The organism is Mesorhizobium sp. CA7 (genome assembly GCF_020165015.1).
Taxonomy (GTDB): domain Bacteria; phylum Pseudomonadota; class Alphaproteobacteria; order Rhizobiales; family Rhizobiaceae; genus Mesorhizobium.
Genome location: NZ_JAIUHH010000001.1, coordinates 364,698 through 381,219, shown reverse-complemented (window position 1 = coordinate 381,219; position 16,522 = coordinate 364,698). Strand labels below are relative to the sequence as shown.

At 62.0% G+C, this 16,522-nt stretch carries 18 protein-coding genes; 12 read left to right on the top strand and 6 right to left on the bottom strand.

The annotated features are described in order from the left end of the window. The first annotated feature begins 100 nt into the window (after positions 1-100). Together ilvA and LB552_RS01835 are read left to right on the top strand one after the other, a co-directional pair. Positions 101-1,357, top strand: coding sequence for a threonine ammonia-lyase IlvA (gene ilvA, locus LB552_RS01840; RefSeq protein ID WP_224601491.1), 1,257 nt, complete (start codon positions 101-103; stop codon positions 1,355-1,357). Next, positions 1,354-1,905, top strand: coding sequence for a DUF1697 domain-containing protein (locus tag LB552_RS01835; RefSeq protein ID WP_224543786.1), 552 nt, complete (start codon positions 1,354-1,356; stop codon positions 1,903-1,905). The genes ilvA and LB552_RS01835 overlap by 4 nt, the downstream gene beginning before the upstream one ends. Before the next feature lie 34 nt (positions 1,906-1,939). On the opposite strand, the gene LB552_RS01830 is transcribed toward LB552_RS01835, so the two are convergent. Continuing rightward, positions 1,940-2,227, bottom strand: a complete 288-nt coding sequence (locus LB552_RS01830; RefSeq protein WP_224525489.1) for a DUF2218 domain-containing protein — start codon at positions 2,225-2,227, stop codon at positions 1,940-1,942. A gap of 113 nt (positions 2,228-2,340) precedes the next feature. After that, positions 2,341-2,781 carry a lactoylglutathione lyase gene (gene gloA / locus LB552_RS01825; protein WP_224543788.1) on the bottom strand — a complete coding sequence of 147 codons (441 nt, stop codon included), beginning with the start codon at positions 2,779-2,781 and terminating at the stop codon, positions 2,341-2,343. A gap of 262 nt (positions 2,782-3,043) precedes the next feature. On the opposite strand from gloA, the gene LB552_RS01820 reads away from it, so the two are divergent. The 3 genes from LB552_RS01820 (at position 3,044) to LB552_RS01810 (ending at position 5,030) form a co-directional block, all read left to right on the top strand. Continuing rightward, positions 3,044-3,637: a cold-shock protein gene (locus tag LB552_RS01820; RefSeq protein WP_095765583.1), complete on the top strand. Its 594-nt coding sequence runs from the start codon at positions 3,044-3,046 to the stop codon at positions 3,635-3,637. Positions 3,638-3,751: 114 nt separating this feature from the next. Beyond that, positions 3,752-4,246, top strand: coding sequence for a DUF192 domain-containing protein (locus LB552_RS01815; RefSeq protein WP_224525491.1), 495 nt, complete (start codon positions 3,752-3,754; stop codon positions 4,244-4,246). 16 nt (positions 4,247-4,262) lie between these two features. Beyond that, on the top strand, positions 4,263-5,030 hold the full coding sequence (locus LB552_RS01810) for an alpha/beta fold hydrolase (RefSeq protein ID WP_224601489.1): 768 nt from the start codon (positions 4,263-4,265) through the stop codon (positions 5,028-5,030). A 44-nt stretch (positions 5,031-5,074) separates the two neighbouring features. Here the strand turns inward: LB552_RS01810 and speB are convergent, their stop codons facing one another. Both speB and LB552_RS01800 read right to left on the bottom strand, forming a co-directional pair. Continuing rightward, positions 5,075-6,040: an agmatinase gene (gene speB / locus LB552_RS01805; RefSeq protein WP_224601487.1), complete on the bottom strand. Its 966-nt coding sequence runs from the start codon at positions 6,038-6,040 to the stop codon at positions 5,075-5,077. Positions 6,041-6,134: 94 nt separating this feature from the next. Beyond that, positions 6,135-6,740, bottom strand: coding sequence for a hypothetical protein (locus LB552_RS01800; protein ID WP_224601486.1), 606 nt, complete (start codon positions 6,738-6,740; stop codon positions 6,135-6,137). Between the two features lie 131 nt (positions 6,741-6,871). Here LB552_RS01800 and LB552_RS01795 point away from each other — a divergent pair, with 131 nt between their 5' ends. From LB552_RS01795 to LB552_RS01785, 3 genes are all read left to right on the top strand, one after another. Next, positions 6,872-7,501, top strand: coding sequence for a VOC family protein (locus LB552_RS01795; protein WP_224601484.1), 630 nt, complete (start codon positions 6,872-6,874; stop codon positions 7,499-7,501). Between the two features lie 215 nt (positions 7,502-7,716). After that, positions 7,717-8,565, top strand: coding sequence for a serine O-acetyltransferase (gene cysE, locus LB552_RS01790; protein ID WP_095765150.1), 849 nt, complete (start codon positions 7,717-7,719; stop codon positions 8,563-8,565). A 150-nt stretch (positions 8,566-8,715) separates the two neighbouring features. Next, positions 8,716-8,919 (top strand): DUF3126 family protein, encoded by a 204-nt coding sequence (locus LB552_RS01785; RefSeq protein ID WP_027166457.1) that lies wholly within the window; start codon positions 8,716-8,718, stop codon positions 8,917-8,919. Between the two features lie 71 nt (positions 8,920-8,990). Here LB552_RS01785 and LB552_RS01780 read toward each other — a convergent pair whose 3' ends face one another. After that, on the bottom strand, positions 8,991-9,578 hold the full coding sequence (locus tag LB552_RS01780; protein WP_224601481.1) for a hypothetical protein: 588 nt from the start codon (positions 9,576-9,578) through the stop codon (positions 8,991-8,993). 345 nt (positions 9,579-9,923) lie between these two features. Between LB552_RS01780 and LB552_RS01775 the strand changes: the two genes are divergently transcribed. The 4 genes from LB552_RS01775 to hupB all read left to right on the top strand — a co-directional run bounded on the left by LB552_RS01775 (position 9,924) and on the right by hupB (position 15,281). Then, on the top strand, positions 9,924-10,559 hold the full coding sequence (locus LB552_RS01775; RefSeq protein ID WP_095765152.1) for an ATP-dependent Clp protease proteolytic subunit: 636 nt from the start codon (positions 9,924-9,926) through the stop codon (positions 10,557-10,559). 291 nt (positions 10,560-10,850) lie between these two features. Beyond that, a complete protein-coding gene (gene clpX, locus LB552_RS01770) occupies positions 10,851-12,125 on the top strand; it encodes an ATP-dependent Clp protease ATP-binding subunit ClpX (protein ID WP_040981372.1) in 1,275 nt (424 codons plus the stop codon). Positions 12,126-12,400: 275 nt separating this feature from the next. Further along, positions 12,401-14,812, top strand: a complete 2,412-nt coding sequence (gene lon / locus LB552_RS01765; protein WP_224601479.1) for an endopeptidase La — start codon at positions 12,401-12,403, stop codon at positions 14,810-14,812. A gap of 196 nt (positions 14,813-15,008) precedes the next feature. Next, positions 15,009-15,281, top strand: a complete 273-nt coding sequence (gene hupB, locus LB552_RS01760; protein WP_027166452.1) for a DNA-binding protein HupB — start codon at positions 15,009-15,011, stop codon at positions 15,279-15,281. A gap of 71 nt (positions 15,282-15,352) precedes the next feature. On the opposite strand, the gene LB552_RS01755 is transcribed toward hupB, so the two are convergent. After that, positions 15,353-16,375, bottom strand: a complete 1,023-nt coding sequence (locus tag LB552_RS01755; RefSeq protein ID WP_224601477.1) for an aldo/keto reductase — start codon at positions 16,373-16,375, stop codon at positions 15,353-15,355. Positions 16,376-16,522 lie beyond the last annotated feature (147 nt).

Genomic DNA, 16,522 nt, shown 5'->3' with positions numbered 1-16,522 from the left:
CATCGCACTGTTGCGCGAAAGCCAAAACGGCGGCAGGAAGATTGCAGGCGCGGGATATGGCTGTCCTGGCGTACCGCCGAGACCAAATGAGGGACTTCTATTGAACAGCTTCTCTTCTCGCGTCGCCGCTGCCGCCGAGGCGATCCGCGAAATCCTTCCGGAGACGCCGCTGCAGGAGAACGATTACCTGTCCAAGAAGACAGGCGCGCGCATCCTTTTGAAGCGTGAGGATCTGACGCCGGTGCGCTCCTACAAGATCAGGGGCGCGTTCAACTTCTTCCGCAAGGCGCTCGCCGCCGGCAACAATGCCGAGCTGTTCGTCTGCGCCTCGGCAGGCAATCACGCCCAGGGCTTTGCCTTCGTCTGCCGCCATTTCGGCAAGAAGGGCGTCGTGTTCATGCCGGTGACGACACCGCAGCAGAAGATCGACAAGACGCGGCTGTTCGGCGGCGATTTCGTCGAGATCAGGCTGGTCGGCGACTTCTTCGACGATTGCTACCGCGCCGCCTTCGAATTCACCGAAACCGCCGGCGCGCATATGGTGCCGCCCTTCGACCACAAGGACATTATCGAGGGCCAGGCGACGGTTGCCTACGAGATCGCGGCCCAGATGCCGGGCGAGCGCGTGCCCGACATCGTCATGCTGCCGGTGGGCGGCGGCGGCCTCGCCGCCGGTGTGACCCACTATTTCGCCGACCAGCATCGCGATCCGCGTTTCGTGTTCTGCGAGCCGGCGGGCGCGCCGAGCCTGCGCGAGAGCCTTGCCGGCGGCAAGCGGGTCAAGCTCGCCAAGGTCGACAATTTTGTCGACGGTGCCGCGGTGGCCGAGATCGGACGCGAGCCGTTGCGCCATCTCAAGGACTTCACCGCCGATGCCGTGCGGCTGGTTCCGGAGAACCGGCTCTGCGCCACCATGATCGAGATGCTCAATGTCGAGGGCGTCGTGCTGGAGCCGGCCGGCGCGCTGGCGATCGACGCGCTCAAGGATTTTTCGCGCAAGGAGATCAGGGGCAAGACCATCGTCGCGGTCGTCTCCGGCGGCAATTTCGACTTCGAGCGGCTGCCGGACGTGAAGGAGAGGGCGCTGCGCTTCGAGGGGCTGAAGAAGTATTTCATCATCCGCTTCCCGCAACGGCCGGGCGCGCTGCGTGATTTCCTCGAAATGCTCGGTCCCGACGATGACATCGCCCGCTTCGAGTATCTGAAAAAATCGGCGCGCAATTTCGGCTCGGTGCTGATCGGCATCGAGACCAAGGACCGGCGCAATTTCGACCTGCTGAAAGCCAATTTCGACGCCGAAGGCGTGCAATATCAGGATATCACCGACAACGAGACGCTGGCGGGGTTCATCATATGAAGGGCCCGGTTTTCGTTGCGCTATTTTCCGGCATCAATGTCGGCGGCAACCGCATCGTCAAAATGGCGGAGCTCAAAGCCTTCTTCGAAAGTCTCGGCTTCAGCGATGTCGCGACTTATGTGCAGAGCGGCAATGTCGTGTTCCGGGCGAAGAAGGGGGACGCGGCGGCGCTGACCAAGGAGATCGAGGCTGCCTTCGAGAAGAAGTGGGGTTTTCATTCGCGCATCATGGTGCGTGATGCCGGCTGGTTCGAGCGGCTGGTGAAGGACAATCCCTATCCCGAGGTGGCCGGCGAGCCGACCAAGCTGCACGCTTATGCGCTGGAACGGGAGCCGACCGCCGAGGAGACGAAGCGGCTCGCCGACAAATGCTCCGGCCCCGAGCGCTTCGAGATCAAGGGCGACGTGCTTTATCTTCATGCGCCGGACGGGCTCGGCAAATCGGTGTTCGCCAACCTCATCCCGCGTACCTTGAAGGTGCCGGGCACGGCGCGCAACTGGCGCAGCGTGCTGGCCCTGCTCGACATGGCCGGCAAGGCCGGCGGCTGACTGTCCGAGGCACTTTTCCGGGAATTGCTCCGGCTCAGGCGGCCTTTTGCCAGTCGAAGCTCAATTCCTCGCGGAAGGCGAAGCGCTTGATATGGTCCGCGACCACGCTCTCCAGCCGCTCCAGCGACGCTTCGTCGTCGGCGGCCACAGCGATGTGCAGGGCACGATCGTCGGCATCCATCACGGTGCGGCCGATCGAGAGCTGGATAGCGCCGTGCTGCGGGTCGAACTCGACCGGGAATTTATGCGACCAGTGCTTGCAGAGCTGCTGCAGGTAGCGGCTGGCATGTTCGGTGGCGACATCGGCGCGGCTGGTCAGCATGAAATTCTCCTGGCGGATGAAGAAACGCAGCCTGGATGAGGCTGGCGCCAATTGCGAATAGATAGGCAATGCCCGGCGAAACGCCAGCCGCCCCCGGTCAAATCGGGGTGGATTTACCAGGCCCCCGTGTTCGGCATCGAGGCCCATGGTTCGGCCTTCGCCTTGGCCGGGCCTTTCTGCAGCAGCTCGATCGAGATGCCGTCCGGCGAGCGGACAAAAGCCATGTTGCCGTCGCGCGGCGGACGATTGATGGTCACGCCATTGTCCATCAGCTTCTGGCAGGTTGCGTAGATGTCGTCGACCTCATAGGCGAGGTGGCCGAAATTGCGGCCGCCCTTATAGTCCTCCGGGTCCCAATTGTAGGTCAATTCGATCAGCGGCGCCTTCTCATGGATGCCGCTTTGCTCGTCTTCCGGCGCGGCGAGGAAGATCAACGTGTAGCGGCCCTGCTCGTTCTCGTAGCGGCGCACCTCCTTGAGGCCGAGCTTGTTGCAGTAGAAATCGAGCGACTGGTCGATGTCGGCGACGCGGACCATTGTGTGCAGATAGCGCATGGCGGCTTCCTCAAAGTGTTGGGGTTGGAACGCACCATAGGAGCCGTCCTGGGAAAGGGCAATCGTCCGACAATAGCGGCGGCACGGTCGACTTCAGGCCCTGCGATTTCGGCTTCCGGAAGCGCCGGCAAAGGACATTTCAGCCTTTCCGGTGCTGAACGGTGAAAAAAGGCACGTCAGCCCTTGCACACCCCGGAAGCCGCAGTGTTAATCTCTTGGCAAGAATCAGTTGCAGTTCAGTTGGAAAAAAGGGGGCATTCTTATGGGGGAAAAAGCCTCTTTCACGAGGCGGGACGGAAGCCTTGACGACGCCTTGCAACGGGACAATGGCGGCGACTCCGCCGAGCTTGTCGAAATCGCCGGCGCTATCAAATGGTTCGACGTGGCCAAGGGCTACGGCTTCATTCTTCCGGACGACGGCGTCTCGGGTGATATTCTCCTCCATGTGACATGTCTTCGAAGGGACGGTTTCCAGACGGCGCTCGAGGGCGCGCGGGTCGTCTGCTTGGTCAAACAGGGCGAGCGCGGCTTGCAAGCTTTCCGCGTCCTTTCCATGGATGCTTCGACGGCCGTCCACCCGGCAGAGCAGGAACAGCGCACCCACGTCACCGTCAACCCGGAGAGCGGCCTTGAGCGAGCCTTGGTCAAGTGGTTCAACCGTACCAAGGGTTTCGGCTTCCTGACGCGGGGCGAGGGGACGGAAGACATCTTCGTCCACATGGAGACGCTGCGGCGCTACGGCATAACCGAGCTCCGGCCCGGGCAAGTCGTGCTCGTTCGCTTCGGACGCGGCGACAAAGGCCTTATGGCCGCCGAAATCCACCCTGATATGGGTACCTTGTCGGTCTCGCACTGAGGGCTTCTCGACGCAACTCGAAAAGTCCCTTTGCCGCGGCGCGACCATCTTGTCCGAAAACCGGTTCCACTTGTCCGGATCATGGTTTAGGACGAGCGTCTGGACGAGGTACGCATGGTTCATCGCAATTGGCTGACTGCGGGCATATTCTGCGCCGCGATCGTTTTCGCCGCCTGTTTCATCGCTGCGAAGCCAAGTTCGGCGGATGCGATGCTGCTGCCGATCGACCGGACGCCGCTTGTGGTGTCGACCGGTTCGGGCGAGCGTTCCTTCTCCATCGAGATCGCCGATACCTCCGCCGAACGCGAGGCGGGACTGATGTTTCGCCAGACTATGGCCGACGATCACGGCATGCTGTTCGTCTTCGAAAGAACGGACGAGGTGGACTTCTGGATGAAGAACACGCCGATGGCGCTCGACCTAATCTTCATCGGTGAGGATGGCAGGATCAAAGCCATCAAGCGCGGCGAGCCTGAATCCGAAGCGATCATCTCGCCGGGACAACCCGTGCGCTTCGTGCTTGAGCTCAAGGCCGGCACAGCCGCCAGGGACGGCATCAAGGAAGGCGATCTGTTGCGCCACCCGGCTATCGGTACTGGCGCCAACTGAAAAAGCAAATCTGCCGATGCAGTTCTTTTCCCATGACGGTTTCGAACTTGCCTATCTCGATCGCCAACCGGCCTCGGGGCAGGGCGACCCGGTGCTGATGATCCATGGCTTTGCCTCGAGCCACTACGTCAACTGGGTCTCGCCGGGCTGGTTCAAGACGCTGAATGACGCCGGCTACCGGGCGATCGCCTTCGACCATCGCGGCCATGGCTCGTCGTCGAAGAGCTATGACGAGGCCGATTACACGCCGGCCAAGATGGCGTCCGATGCGGCCGCGCTGCTTGATAATCTCGGCATCGAGCGCGCGCATGTCATGGGTTATTCGATGGGCGCGCGCGTTTCGGCTTTCCTGGCGCTCTCCGATCCGCAGAAGGTGGCGACGCTGGTGTTCGGCGGCCTCGGCATCGGCATGGTCGACGGCGTCGGCGACTGGGACCCAATCGCTACCGCCCTGCTGGCGGAGGATCCTTCCCAGACCACGCATCCGCGCGGGCGCTCGTTCCGCGCTTTCGCGGATCAGACGCGCAGCGATCGTCGCGCGCTTGCGGCTTGCATCGCAAAGTCGCGCGAGTTGCTGAGCGAGGATGACATGGCCCGCATCGCCCAGCCGACATTGATCGCTGTCGGCACGAAGGACGACATCGGCGGTTCGCCGGACGAGCTTGCGGCGCTGATGCCGAATGCCAGGGCCTTTCATATTGAGGGCCGCGACCACATGCTCGCCGTCGGCGACAAGAGCTTCAAGCAGCGCGTGCTCGAGTTCTACGCCGAAAACCCGCTCTGAGCGCGGCGCTGCTGGGCTGACAAATGGTCGATCTGCTCGTCGCGCTAGCCCTGCGCCCTCCTGTCGGCGAGAGACCTCGCCATGACGCACAGCAGCTCGAACATCATTGTCGCGCCGGCCAGCGCCGTCATGCCGCCGACGTCGAACGGAGGCGCGACCTCGACGACATCGGCGCCGACGAAATTCAATCCGTCCAAAAATCGAACCAACTCCTGCGCCTCGCGTGTCGTGAAACCGCCGATCTCCGGCGTGCCGGTGCCGGGTGCCATGGACGGGTCGATGCAATCGATGTCGAACGTCACATAGGTCGCGCTGTCGCCGACGAGATCGCGCGCCTCCTGCATGACGGAAGCGACGCCGCGCCGGACGAATTCTTCCATATAGATGATGCGCACGCCCCGAGCGGTCGCCCAATCGTGTTCGCCCGGTTCATAGATCGAGCCTCTGATCCCGATCTGGACAATCCGCTTCGGGTCGAGCAGCCCTTCCTCGATCGCGCGACGAAAAGGCGTTCCGTGGGTGTAGGGATTGTCGCCGAAATAGCGGTCGTTGGTGTCGGAATGCGCATCGAAGTGGATCATGCCGACCGGCCGCTTGCGGGCCACCGCGCGCAGCACCGGCAGCGTCGTCAAATGATCGCCGCCCGCAGCAAGCGGCAGGGCACCGTCCGCCACGATCGCGGCAATGCTGTCCTCGATGCGCTTCAACCCGTCGAGCAGGTTGATCGGGTTGACCGAGACGTCGCCGACATCGGCAATATTGGCGATGCTGAACGGTTCGGTTCCCGAGACATGGTGGACCCGGCGCATCAGGCTCGACTGGTTCCTGATTTCGCGCGGACCGTGGCGGGCGCCGGCCCGGTTGGTCGTGCCGCCGTCCCAGGGAATTCCGACAAGGGCGATATCGAGCCCCTTCGCGCCCGGCACGGCTGGCAGCCGCATGAAAGTGGAAAGCCCGGCAAAGCGCGGCACCTGCGCTGCGTCGACGGGTTGGTGGAAGCTGTTTTCCATGGTGGCGGCCATCCCAGAGCGGTTCACGTTCGATAGCGATCGCAGGGCCTTGAATTTGGGCATAGAGGCAAAGCCCTGCGTGAGTATGGGCCTATCAGGGTTGGTCTTGCAGGGCGTGCAACGAATGGCTGAGATTTTCCCTGGCCTGCGCCTCGAACCGATCCCTGAACTCGGTCGTATAGAAAATGTGCGGACGGGCGAGGAAACTCTTCAGAACGGCCGCCCGGCCCGCGTGCCACATCGGCTCCTCCACCCAGCCATATTCCAGCCGGACCGCCTTCTCATAAGCATTGAACACCGCCGGTTCGGCGCCGAGGATCGCCAGATCCATGTCGAGCAAAAGGGCCGCATCGTTGAGCGCGCCCTCGTCGCGCAAAGGCGGCAATTGATGGGTGGCGGTGGCGTTGATCATCGCCGCTATGCGGGCGAGGCGAGGAGGATCGACGCGCCCGGCAAGCTTTTTCTCGGCCAGGTCTGCGCTTTTTGCCTCATTGTCCTTGGCGCGGCTGTCATAGATCGCGTCATGAAACCAGATCGCCGCTTCGACGGCGCCCGGGTCGTCGAGCAGGTCTCGGTATTCTTCAGCCAGCGCCAGCATGGCCTCGATATGGGCGAGGTTGTGATAGTGCCGGTCCCCGGCCTGATAGAGGGCGCAAAGCTCGGCTTTCAGCGCAACATCGATCAGCGTCTCTTTTTCCATGACGAATTTTTCCGGGCGGCTAAGGCTGGCAGGACAACGCAAGTCGCCGCCAGCTTCAAGAGCATATGTATCCGATTGACCAAAATGCGCGACGGAGGGAAGCTGCCGAGATCGAACCCAAGGAGCGTGACATGACCGGCGGGACGAAACCTGGCACGATCGACATGAAATTGGAGGCGGTCGTCATCCCGGTTGCCGATGTCGATCGAGCCAAGGGCTTCTATGCCGGCTTGGGCTGGAGGCTCGATGCCGACTTCGTGGTCGGCGACGCGTTCCGGGTCGTGCAGTTCACGCCGCCGGGTTCGCCATGTTCGATCCATTTCGGCACGGGTCTCACATCGGCCGCGCCTGGTTCGGCGAAAGTGCTTTATCTGATCGTGTCCGATATTGAAGCGGCCCGGGCTGAACTCGAGGCGCGTGGTGTCGAGGCAAGCGACGTCTTTCACCGCGACGGCCCCGGCCAGCCGCCGATCAAAGGCCGGCATCCGGAGGGGCGCAGCTATTCCTCGTTCGTCACATTCAGCGATCCGGACGGCAATGGCTGGCTGCTGCAGGAGATCACCCAGCGCTTGCCCGGGCGCGTCGATGCGGGTGATACGACGTTCACTTCATCCCCGGAACTTGCGGCCGCGCTGCGGCGGGCCGCGGCGGCACACGGCGAACATGAGAAACGCGCTGGCGGACAGTACGACAAGAACTGGCCCGACTGGTACGCCGCCTACATGGTGGCGGAACAGGCCGGAACGGCATTGCCGCAGTAAGGTCTGACGCCGGACTGTGCCCGTTTCCTAACGTTGGGAAGACGACGATCGAGGCGATTTCGAATGCGCTCCCGATCAAAGGTTCGTTTTCCATCGCCGCTTGAATTTGCGTGAACCAGGTCCATTTGACAAAGCACTAAGGAAAATTGAGTTCAACCGTGCTATGATGTGGCCTATATGTGCCGCCGGAGAATGAGGAAGGCCGGAGAGCGTCGATGAACAGCATTACGATTGCCCGCCCCAGCAGGGTGCAGCCGGTCGATCCGATCTGGCGGTCGATCCGCGACGAGGCGATGGAGGCGGTGAACCGCGATCCATTGCTGGCGGCCTTCCTCTATTCGACGATCCTCAACCAGGAGAGCCTGGAAGAAGCGGTGATCCACCGGCTTGCCGAGCGCCTCGACCACCAGGATATCGGCTCCGATCTCATCCGCCAGACCTTCAAGGCGATGCTGGACGACGATCCTGACTGGAGCACGACGGTGCGCGTCGACATCCAGGCATATTACGATCGCGACCCGGCCTGTGACCGTTTCATCATGCCGGTGCTCTACTTCAAAGGTTTTCACGCCATCCAGACGCATCGTCTGGCGCACTGGCTGTGGAATCATGGCCGCCGGGACTTTGCGCTCTACCTGCAGAGCAGGTCGTCATCGGTGTTCCAGACCGATATCAACCCGGCCGCTCGCATCGGCAAGGGTATCTTTATCGATCACGCCACCGGGCTGGTCGTCGGCGAGACGGCGGTCATCGAGGATGACGTGTCGATCCTGCACGGCGTGACGCTGGGTGGCACCGGCAAGGCCAATGGCGACCGTCATCCGAAGATCCGCCGCGGCGTGCTGATCGGCGCTGGCGCCAAGATTCTCGGCAATATCGAGGTCGGTCATTGCTCGAAAATTGCCGCCGGTTCGGTGGTGCTGTCGCCCGTGCCGCACAACAAGACGGTCGCCGGCGTGCCGGCGCGGGTCGTGGGAGAGACCGGCTGCGATCAGCCCTCGCGACAGATGGACCAGCTCCTGCCGTCGCAGAGCATGGACCACGTGGTCAGCTTCGACATCTGAGACTGTCAGTCCGCCTTGTGACCGGAATCCGGCCACGGTTTTCAAGTGCCGGTTGTCACGTGTTATCCTGTCGGCTTGCCTTTACATCGCCATCGTCGGCGTGTCAGAAGCGCGTTCCCATGAATTAAGCCGACATTTCGGAGAAGTCTTTTGAAGCCTGACGAAATCAGAAAGCTGGACGCCTATTTCAAGCGCGTCTTCCAGAATCCCAAGCTGCAGGTGAAGGCGCGTCCGCGCAAGGAAGACTCGGCCGAAGTCTATGTCGGCGACGAATTCCTCGGCATCGTCTTCAAGGACGAGGACGACGGCGACTACAATTTCTCGATGGCGATCCTCGACATCGACCTCGCCTGAGCCGGCGACAGCTCCGGCCGGCGCGTGCGACACCGCCGTCCGGTCGGTGCAATCCTCTGGCGAAATGCCGTCTAATCCTGGCAATGCCGCGGAATGTGCACGCGCCGCCAACTGGTCGAACCTTCCCGCACCACCACCCTACGCGCTACCGCCCCGTAAGACGGCGGGATTTCCCGGATGCGGACTTGTTGCGGCCGCACCAGCACTTCGTGGGCAACCGCTTCATATTCCGCCGGCTGAACGACGCGCCGGACGCGCTCCGGCTGGACCACGACCGTCTCGGCGACGCGCGCATAGCGGGCCTTGCGCCATACCTTGCACAGCACCTTGCGGCCATGGATGACGCGCCATTCCCAACCATAGCCGCCATCGTCGACCTTGACCGTGTGGTAGACCGTGCGTGTGACCGCCGGCGCGGTCTCGTAGGTGACGCGCGGCGGCGCGATCTGCTCCACGCCTTGATAGGTGCCGTAAATCGGCGCGTCGTAGTCGACCACCTGTCCGCCGGGGTTCAGCATCACGTCCTCGTAGAGGGTATCGTAAAGTGCCGGCCTGTGGATCGGCTCGTAGCATTCGAGCGCGCGCCCGCCTGCGGCGGTTTCACAGACGCTGGCAAGCATCGCGACTGCCGCCAGCGATGCGGAGCTTTTGCGGATCATGACATTCCCCGTTTGAAAAGAACGCCTTCACAACGCAGGACCGTAACGTGAGCTCCGGGGGCGGACAGCGATTTCAAGGCTTTTCGTTAAGCATCGCGGTTAAGGAATTGCTACCTTGCGAGCGGCTTACGGGGCCGGCCGAGACTGGGCCCGTCTCATTAGGCCAGAGCGCGCCCGTGCTCCGCGGGCTTACCGCGCTTGATTCGGCTTAACCAGATGGCTAGGAGAGGCGGCCTTGCGCTAGGGTGAGCCGGCATCCTATTTAGGTCGTAACCAATCCAGAACGATTCCGCGCGATTGCTGATATATCAAGGTGCCGGAATCCATCTCCTACAAGGGTAATCCATGAAGAACCCCGTTGAAACCTACATGAACCTCGTTCCGATGGTGGTCGAGCAGACCAACCGCGGCGAGCGTGCCTATGACATTTTCTCGCGCCTCTTGAAGGAACGCATCATCTTCATCACCGGTCCGGTCGAGGACGGGATGGCGACGCTGGTTTGTGCACAGCTTTTGTTCCTCGAGGCGGAGAACCCCAAGAAGGAAATCAACCTCTATATCAATTCGCCGGGCGGCGTCGTCACCTCGGGCATGGCGATCTACGACACGATGCAGTTCATCAAGCCGGCGGTGTCGACGCTCTGCATCGGCCAGGCCGCCTCGATGGGTTCGCTGCTTCTGACCGCCGGCCACAAGGACATGCGTTTTGCCACGCCGAACGCCCGGATCATGGTCCATCAGCCGTCCGGCGGCTTCCAGGGCCAAGCCTCGGACATCGAACGTCATGCGCAGGACATCATCAAGCTGAAGCGCCGCTTGAACGAGGTCTATGTCAAGCATACCGGCAAAAGCTATGACGAGATCGAGAAGACGCTCGACCGCGACCATTTCATGACCGCGGACGAGGCCAGGGACTTCGGCCTGATCGACAAGGTCATTTCCAGCCGCGAGGCGGTCGAGACAGCCACCGCTTCAGCCTGACCTCGACGGCAAATGGGAGCATAACGCGGTTTTGGCGCGTCTTGCGGCATTTCGGCCACATTTGGCTGTTCCCTCAGGCGTTGGGATTGCCTACGTTAAGGCTATGTTGATTTTCGACGGCTTAGCTTTGCGTGGGGTTGCTGCGAATCATTGCCGCGTTTTCTGATTTGTGTTTCGTACGGAATGCGCTGTGTGAGCCGGGACACTGGCGGTGGCGGATTCCCGCGATAGATTGGTGAAGACGTCACTCAAAGCCAGACGGTCGGCGGGCGTCGGTGAAAGGACAGAAAAATGAGCAAGGTCAGCAACGGCGGCGGTGATTCAAAGAACACCCTCTACTGCTCGTTTTGCGGCAAGAGCCAGCACGAGGTCCGCAAGCTGATCGCCGGGCCGACGGTTTTCATCTGCGACGAATGCGTCGAGCTGTGCATGGACATCATCCGCGAGGAGAACAAGACCTCGATGGTGAAGTCGCGCGAAGGCGTGCCGACACCGCAGGAAATCCTCAAGGTCCTCGACGACTACGTCATCGGCCAACCCTATGCCAAGCGCGTGCTTTCGGTGGCGGTTCACAACCACTACAAGCGCCTGGCGCATGCCGGCAAGAACAACGACGTCGAGCTGGCCAAGTCCAATATCCTTCTGATCGGCCCGACCGGCTGCGGCAAGACGCTTCTCGCGCAGACGCTCGCCCGCATCATCGACGTGCCGTTCACCATGGCCGACGCCACGACGCTGACCGAGGCCGGCTATGTCGGCGAGGACGTCGAGAACATCATCCTGAAGCTGTTGCAGTCGGCCGACTACAATGTCGAGCGGGCGCAGCGCGGCATCGTCTATATCGACGAAATCGACAAGATCTCGCGCAAGTCGGATAATCCCTCGATCACCCGCGACGTGTCGGGCGAGGGCGTGCAGCAGGCGCTCCTGAAGATCATGGAGGGCACGGTCGCCTCCGTGCCGCCGCAGGGCGGCCGCAAGCATCCGCAGCAGGAATTCCTGCAGGTCGACACCGCCAACATCCTGTTCATCTGCGGCGGCGCGTTCGCGGGGCTGGACAAGATCATCTCGGATCGCGGCCGCAAGACCTCGATCGGCTTCGGCGCCACCGTGGCTTCGCCCGAGGATCGGCGCACCGGCGACCTGTTCCGCCAGGTCGAGCCGGAGGATCTCCTGAAATTCGGCCTGATCCCGGAATTCGTGGGCCGTCTGCCGGTCCTAGCGACGCTGGAAGACCTCGACGAGCCGGCGCTGATCCAGATCCTGACCGAACCGAAGAACGCGCTGGTCAAGCAATATCAGCGGCTGTTCGAGATGGAGAATGTCGACCTGACGTTCCACGAGAACGCGCTGTCGGCGATCGCCAAGCGCGCGATCGAGCGCAAGACAGGCGCGCGCGGCCTGCGCTCCATCATGGAAGCGATCCTGCTCGACACCATGTTCGAGCTGCCGGCGCTGGAAGGCGTGCGCGAGGTGGTGATTTCGGAAGAGGTGGTGTCCGGCAACGCCCGGCCGCTCTACATCTACTCCGAGCAGAAGGAAAAGAAGGGCAATGTCAGCGCCTGAAATGGCACTGCGCCCGACAATTTTCATGGAACGGCGCCCGCGTGGCGCCGTTTTGCTGTCAAGGGCGGGGAGGCGAGCAGTGGAAGGGCTCGAACGACCGTGTTAACCCTTGATCTTTGCCTCGGTTACATCCACCTAACAGCAGAAGGCCGAGGCGCCGAATTCTGTGCTGTAAAATTCCCGTCACAAACGGTGGTAGGCGGAACGACGCTCGGTCGTTAATATGAGATTCGCGGTTGGCTAAAATAAGCGGCCGCGACATGAAAGGTTGGACAATGGCCAAGATATCCAAGGCTTCCGGCGACGGCGTTTTCGCAGTCCTCCCACTGCGCGATATCGTCGTGTTCCCGCATATGATCGTTCCGCTCTTCGTGGGCCGTGAAAAGTCGATCAAGGCGCTGGAAGAGGTGATGGGTCAGGAAAAACAGATCCTGCTTGCCACCCAGATGAATGCAGCCGACGACGATCCTGAGCCCGGTGCGATTTTCGACATCGGCACGCTCGCCAATGTGCTGCAGCTTTTGAAGCTTCCCGACGGCACCGTGAAGGTGCTGGTCGAGGGCGCCTCGCGCGCCAAGATCGTCTCGTTCACCGACCGTGCCGATTTCCATGAGGCCCGCGCCACGGCGCTCGCCGAGCCGGAAGAGGAAGAGGTCGAAATCGAGGCGCTTGCCCGCTCGGTCGTCACCGACTTCGAGAATTACGTCAAGCTGAACAAGAAGATCTCGCCCGAAGTGGTGGGTGCCGCCAGCCAGATCGACGACTATTCCAAGCTCGCCGATACGGTTGCATCGCATCTCGCCATCAAGATCCCCGAGAAGCAGGAGATGCTTGCAACGCTTTCCGTCAAGGAGCGTCTGGAGAAGGCGATGGGCTTCATGGAAGCCGAAATCTCCGTGCTCCAGGTGGAAAAGCGCATCCGTTCGCGCGTCAAGCGCCAGATGGAGAAGACGCAGCGCGAGTACTACCTCAACGAGCAGATGAAGGCGATCCAGAAGGAGCTCGGCGAGGGCGAGGATGGCCGCGACGAGGCCGCCGAGATCGAGGCGCGCATCAAGAAGACCAAGCTCTCCAAGGAGGCCCGCGAAAAGGCGGAGGCCGAGTTGAAGAAGCTGCGCTCGATGTCGCCGATGTCGGCTGAATCGACGGTCGTGCGCAACTATCTCGATTGGCTCTTGTCGATCCCGTGGGGCAAGAACTCCAAGGTCAAGCAGGACCTCGGCTTTGCGCAGGACGTGCTCGATGCCGATCACTTCGGCCTCGACAAGGTCAAGGAACGCATCGTCGAGTATCTCGCTGTGCAGAGCCGCCAGAAGAAGCTGAAGGGGCCGATCCTGTGCCTCGTCGGCCCGCCCGGCGTCGGCAAGACCTCGCTTGGCAAGTCGATCGCCAAGGCCACCGGCCGCGAGTTCATCCGCATGGCGCTCGGCGGCGTGCGCGACGAGGCCGAGATCCGTGGCCACAGGCGGACCTATATCGGCTCGATGCCCGGAAAGGTCATCCAGTCGATGAAGAAGGCCAAGAAGTCCAACCCGCTCTTCCTGCTCGACGAGATCGACAAAATGGGCCAGGACTTCCGCGGCGATCCGTCCTCGGCCCTGCTCGAAGTGCTCGATCCGGAACAGAACTCGACGTTCATGGACCATTACCTCGAGGTCGAATACGACCTGTCGAGCGTGATGTTCGTGACGACCGCGAACACGCTGAACATCCCTGCGCCTCTGATGGACCGCATGGAGATCATCCGTATCGCCGGTTACACCGAGGACGAGAAGATCGAGATCGCCAAGCGTCACCTGATGCCCAAGGTGATCCGCGACCATGCCCTGCAGCCGAACGAATTCTCGGTCGGCGAGGACGCGATCCGCGGCATCATCCAGACCTACACGCGGGAAGCCGGCGTGCGCAGCCTGGAGCGCGAGCTGATGAAGCTCGGCCGTAAGGCGGTGACCGAGATCCTGCGGACCAAGAAGAAGACGGTGAAGATCACGGCGGACAACCTCGCCGATTATCTCGGCGTGCCGCGCTTCCGCTTCGGCCAGATCGAGGCCGACGATCAGGTCGGCGTGGTCACGGGTCTTGCCTGGACGGAAGTCGGCGGCGAGCTGCTGACGGTCGAAGGCGTCATGATGCCCGGCAAGGGCCGCATGACGGTGACCGGCAATCTGCGCGACGTGATGAAGGAATCGATCTCGGCGGCGGCGTCCTACGTCCGCTCGCGCGCCATCGATTTCGGCGTCGAGCCGCCGCTGTTCGACAAGCGCGACATCCACGTGCATTTGCCGGAGGGTGCCACGCCGAAGGACGGCCCGTCCGCCGGTGCGGCCATGGCCACGGCCATCGTGTCGGTGCTGACGGGTATTCCGGTCCGCGCCGATGTGGCGATGACCGGCGAGATCACGCTGCGCGGCCGTATTCTGCCGATTGGCGGCCTGAAGGAGAAGCTGCTCGCGGCGCTGCGCGGCGGCATCAAGAAGGTGCTGATCCCGGAAGAAAACGTCAAGGATCTGGCGGAGATTCCGGACAATGTGAAGAACGGCATGGAGATCGTGCCGGTCTCGCGGGTCGGCGAGGTGCTCGCGCACGCGCTGGTCAGGATGCCGGAGCCGATCGAGTGGGTCGAACCGGTCAATGCGCCGGCTCCGGTCGACAGCGGCGACGATGCTGGAAAGTCCCTTGCTCATTAGTATCCGCTAATATTGCAGCGCACAAAGAGAGAGCCGGGCTTTCAAGCCCGGCTTTTTTCGTGTGAAAAGCCACGAAAAAGTGGAAAAAAGCCCGGAATTCCGCGGTTTTCGGCTTGGGTTCCGGAGCGCTTCTTTCTAAAGTCCGTCTCCTGCCGGATGAGTCGTAGTTCCGGTTTTCTCATGGAAGGGAATTTTTATGAACAAGAACGAACTGGTGTCCGCCGTCGCCGACTCCGCAAGCATTTCGAAGGCTGATGCGCAGTCCGCTGTCGATGCGGTGTTCTCCGTGATCACTGGCGAACTGAAGAAGGGCGGCGATGTCCGGCTTGTCGGCTTCGGAAATTTCACCGTGTCAAAACGCGCTGCTTCGACCGGCCGCAACCCGCAGACCGGCGCGGAAGTGAAGATTCCGGCGCGTACCGTGCCGAAGTTCTCGGCCGGCAAGGGCCTTAAGGACGCGGTCAACTAAGACCTTTTCTTTTAAGAACAGAAAAGCCGGGCAAGCCCGGCTTTTCTTTTTTATGGCTGTTTGCAGGCCATTCAGGCCGTTGGCGCGTCGGCGCGCATCAGATCTTCCTGTTTCAAATCCGCCCACAGCGCCGCCGGTATCTTGGTGTCGAGCAGCGCGCGGTTGCTTTCGACTTCGGACGGCCGCTGGCCGCCAGGGATCACCGACACCACCGAAGGATGCTGCAGCGGGAACTGAAGCGCCGCCTCGATCAGGCGCACGTTGTGGCGCTTGCAGACGGCTTCGATGCGCGCCACGCGATCCAGGATCTCCTTCGGCGCCTCGCTGTAATTGTAGAAGGCTCCGGGCTTCGGGCCGGTCGCCAGCACGCCGGAATTGTAGGGGCCGCCCAGCACGATGCCGATGCCGCGCTTCTGGCAAAGCGGCAGGAAGGTGGCAAGCGCCTCCTGCTCGAGCAGCGTGTAGCGGCCGGCGAGCAGGAACAGGTCGAAATCGCCGCGTTCGGCGAGGGTCTGTGCCACCTGCCACTCGTTGATGCCGCCGCCGAAGGCCTTGATGACGCCCTGGTCGCGCAGCGAAAGCAGCCCGTAATAGCCGGATGACATGAACTCCTCGATGCGGGCATCGGAGGCTTCCTTACTGCCGTGGGTAAAGATGTCGACGTCGTGGACGAAGAGGATGTCGATACGGTCGACCCCGAGGCGCTCCAGCGAGGCCTCGAAGGAGCGCATGACGCCGTCATAGGAGTAGTCGTAGACTTCCCGGCGCGACGGCGTCTCGAAGAACTTGCCGATGCCGGTACGCTGGTCCGGCGGGGCGACGCGCATGATGCGCCCGACCTTGCTCGACAGCACATAGTCGTCGCGCTTCCTGCCGCGCAGAAACGGGTTGAGGCGGGTTTCCGACAGGCCGAGGCCGTAAAGAGGTGCCGTATCAAAGTAGCGGCAGCCGGTCGCCCATGCCGCCTCTAACGTGGCATTGGCGTCCTCGTCGGAGATGGCGCGATAGAGATTGCCGAGCGGCGCGGTGCCGAAGCCGAGCTCGGTGAAGGTGATGCCGCCATTGCCGATGCGGTCGAAGTGCCGTGTCTTCATGTCTGACGATGTCCCGGAGTGATTTGTCTGACATGACACTATCACGCTCGTGGCCCAGCAAAAGTGCCGAGGCTCGTTGGACAGCGATTTTCGCAATGGTAGCATGAACAAAAACAAGCCTTTCGTGGTCGCGAGCCGCAATTCCGT

Bases quoted from the DNA above. Each gene is read 5' to 3' on its own strand.
- LB552_RS01800 (WP_224601486.1), bottom strand. From the start codon at position 6,740: ATGGAAAAAGAGACGCTGATCGATGTTGCGCTGAAAGCCGAGCTTTGC.
- speB (WP_224601487.1), bottom strand. From the start codon at position 6,040: ATGGAAAACAGCTTCCACCAACCCGTCGACGCAGCGCAGGTGCCGCGC.
- LB552_RS01820 (WP_095765583.1), top strand. From the start codon at position 3,044: ATGGGGGAAAAAGCCTCTTTCACGAGGCGGGACGGAAGCCTTGACGAC.
- LB552_RS01815 (WP_224525491.1), top strand. From the start codon at position 3,752: ATGGTTCATCGCAATTGGCTGACTGCGGGCATATTCTGCGCCGCGATC.
- LB552_RS01795 (WP_224601484.1), top strand. From the start codon at position 6,872: ATGACCGGCGGGACGAAACCTGGCACGATCGACATGAAATTGGAGGCG.
- LB552_RS01830 (WP_224525489.1), bottom strand. From the start codon at position 2,227: ATGCTGACCAGCCGCGCCGATGTCGCCACCGAACATGCCAGCCGCTAC.
- gloA (WP_224543788.1), bottom strand. From the start codon at position 2,781: ATGCGCTATCTGCACACAATGGTCCGCGTCGCCGACATCGACCAGTCG.
- LB552_RS01835 (WP_224543786.1), top strand. From the start codon at position 1,354: ATGAAGGGCCCGGTTTTCGTTGCGCTATTTTCCGGCATCAATGTCGGC.
- clpX (WP_040981372.1), top strand. From the start codon at position 10,851: ATGAGCAAGGTCAGCAACGGCGGCGGTGATTCAAAGAACACCCTCTAC.
- lon (WP_224601479.1), top strand. From the start codon at position 12,401: ATGGCCAAGATATCCAAGGCTTCCGGCGACGGCGTTTTCGCAGTCCTC.
- LB552_RS01810 (WP_224601489.1), top strand. From the start codon at position 4,263: ATGCAGTTCTTTTCCCATGACGGTTTCGAACTTGCCTATCTCGATCGC.
- LB552_RS01755 (WP_224601477.1), bottom strand. From the start codon at position 16,375: ATGAAGACACGGCACTTCGACCGCATCGGCAATGGCGGCATCACCTTC.
- LB552_RS01775 (WP_095765152.1), top strand. From the start codon at position 9,924: ATGAAGAACCCCGTTGAAACCTACATGAACCTCGTTCCGATGGTGGTC.
- hupB (WP_027166452.1), top strand. From the start codon at position 15,009: ATGAACAAGAACGAACTGGTGTCCGCCGTCGCCGACTCCGCAAGCATT.
- LB552_RS01780 (WP_224601481.1), bottom strand. From the start codon at position 9,578: ATGATCCGCAAAAGCTCCGCATCGCTGGCGGCAGTCGCGATGCTTGCC.
- cysE (WP_095765150.1), top strand. From the start codon at position 7,717: ATGAACAGCATTACGATTGCCCGCCCCAGCAGGGTGCAGCCGGTCGAT.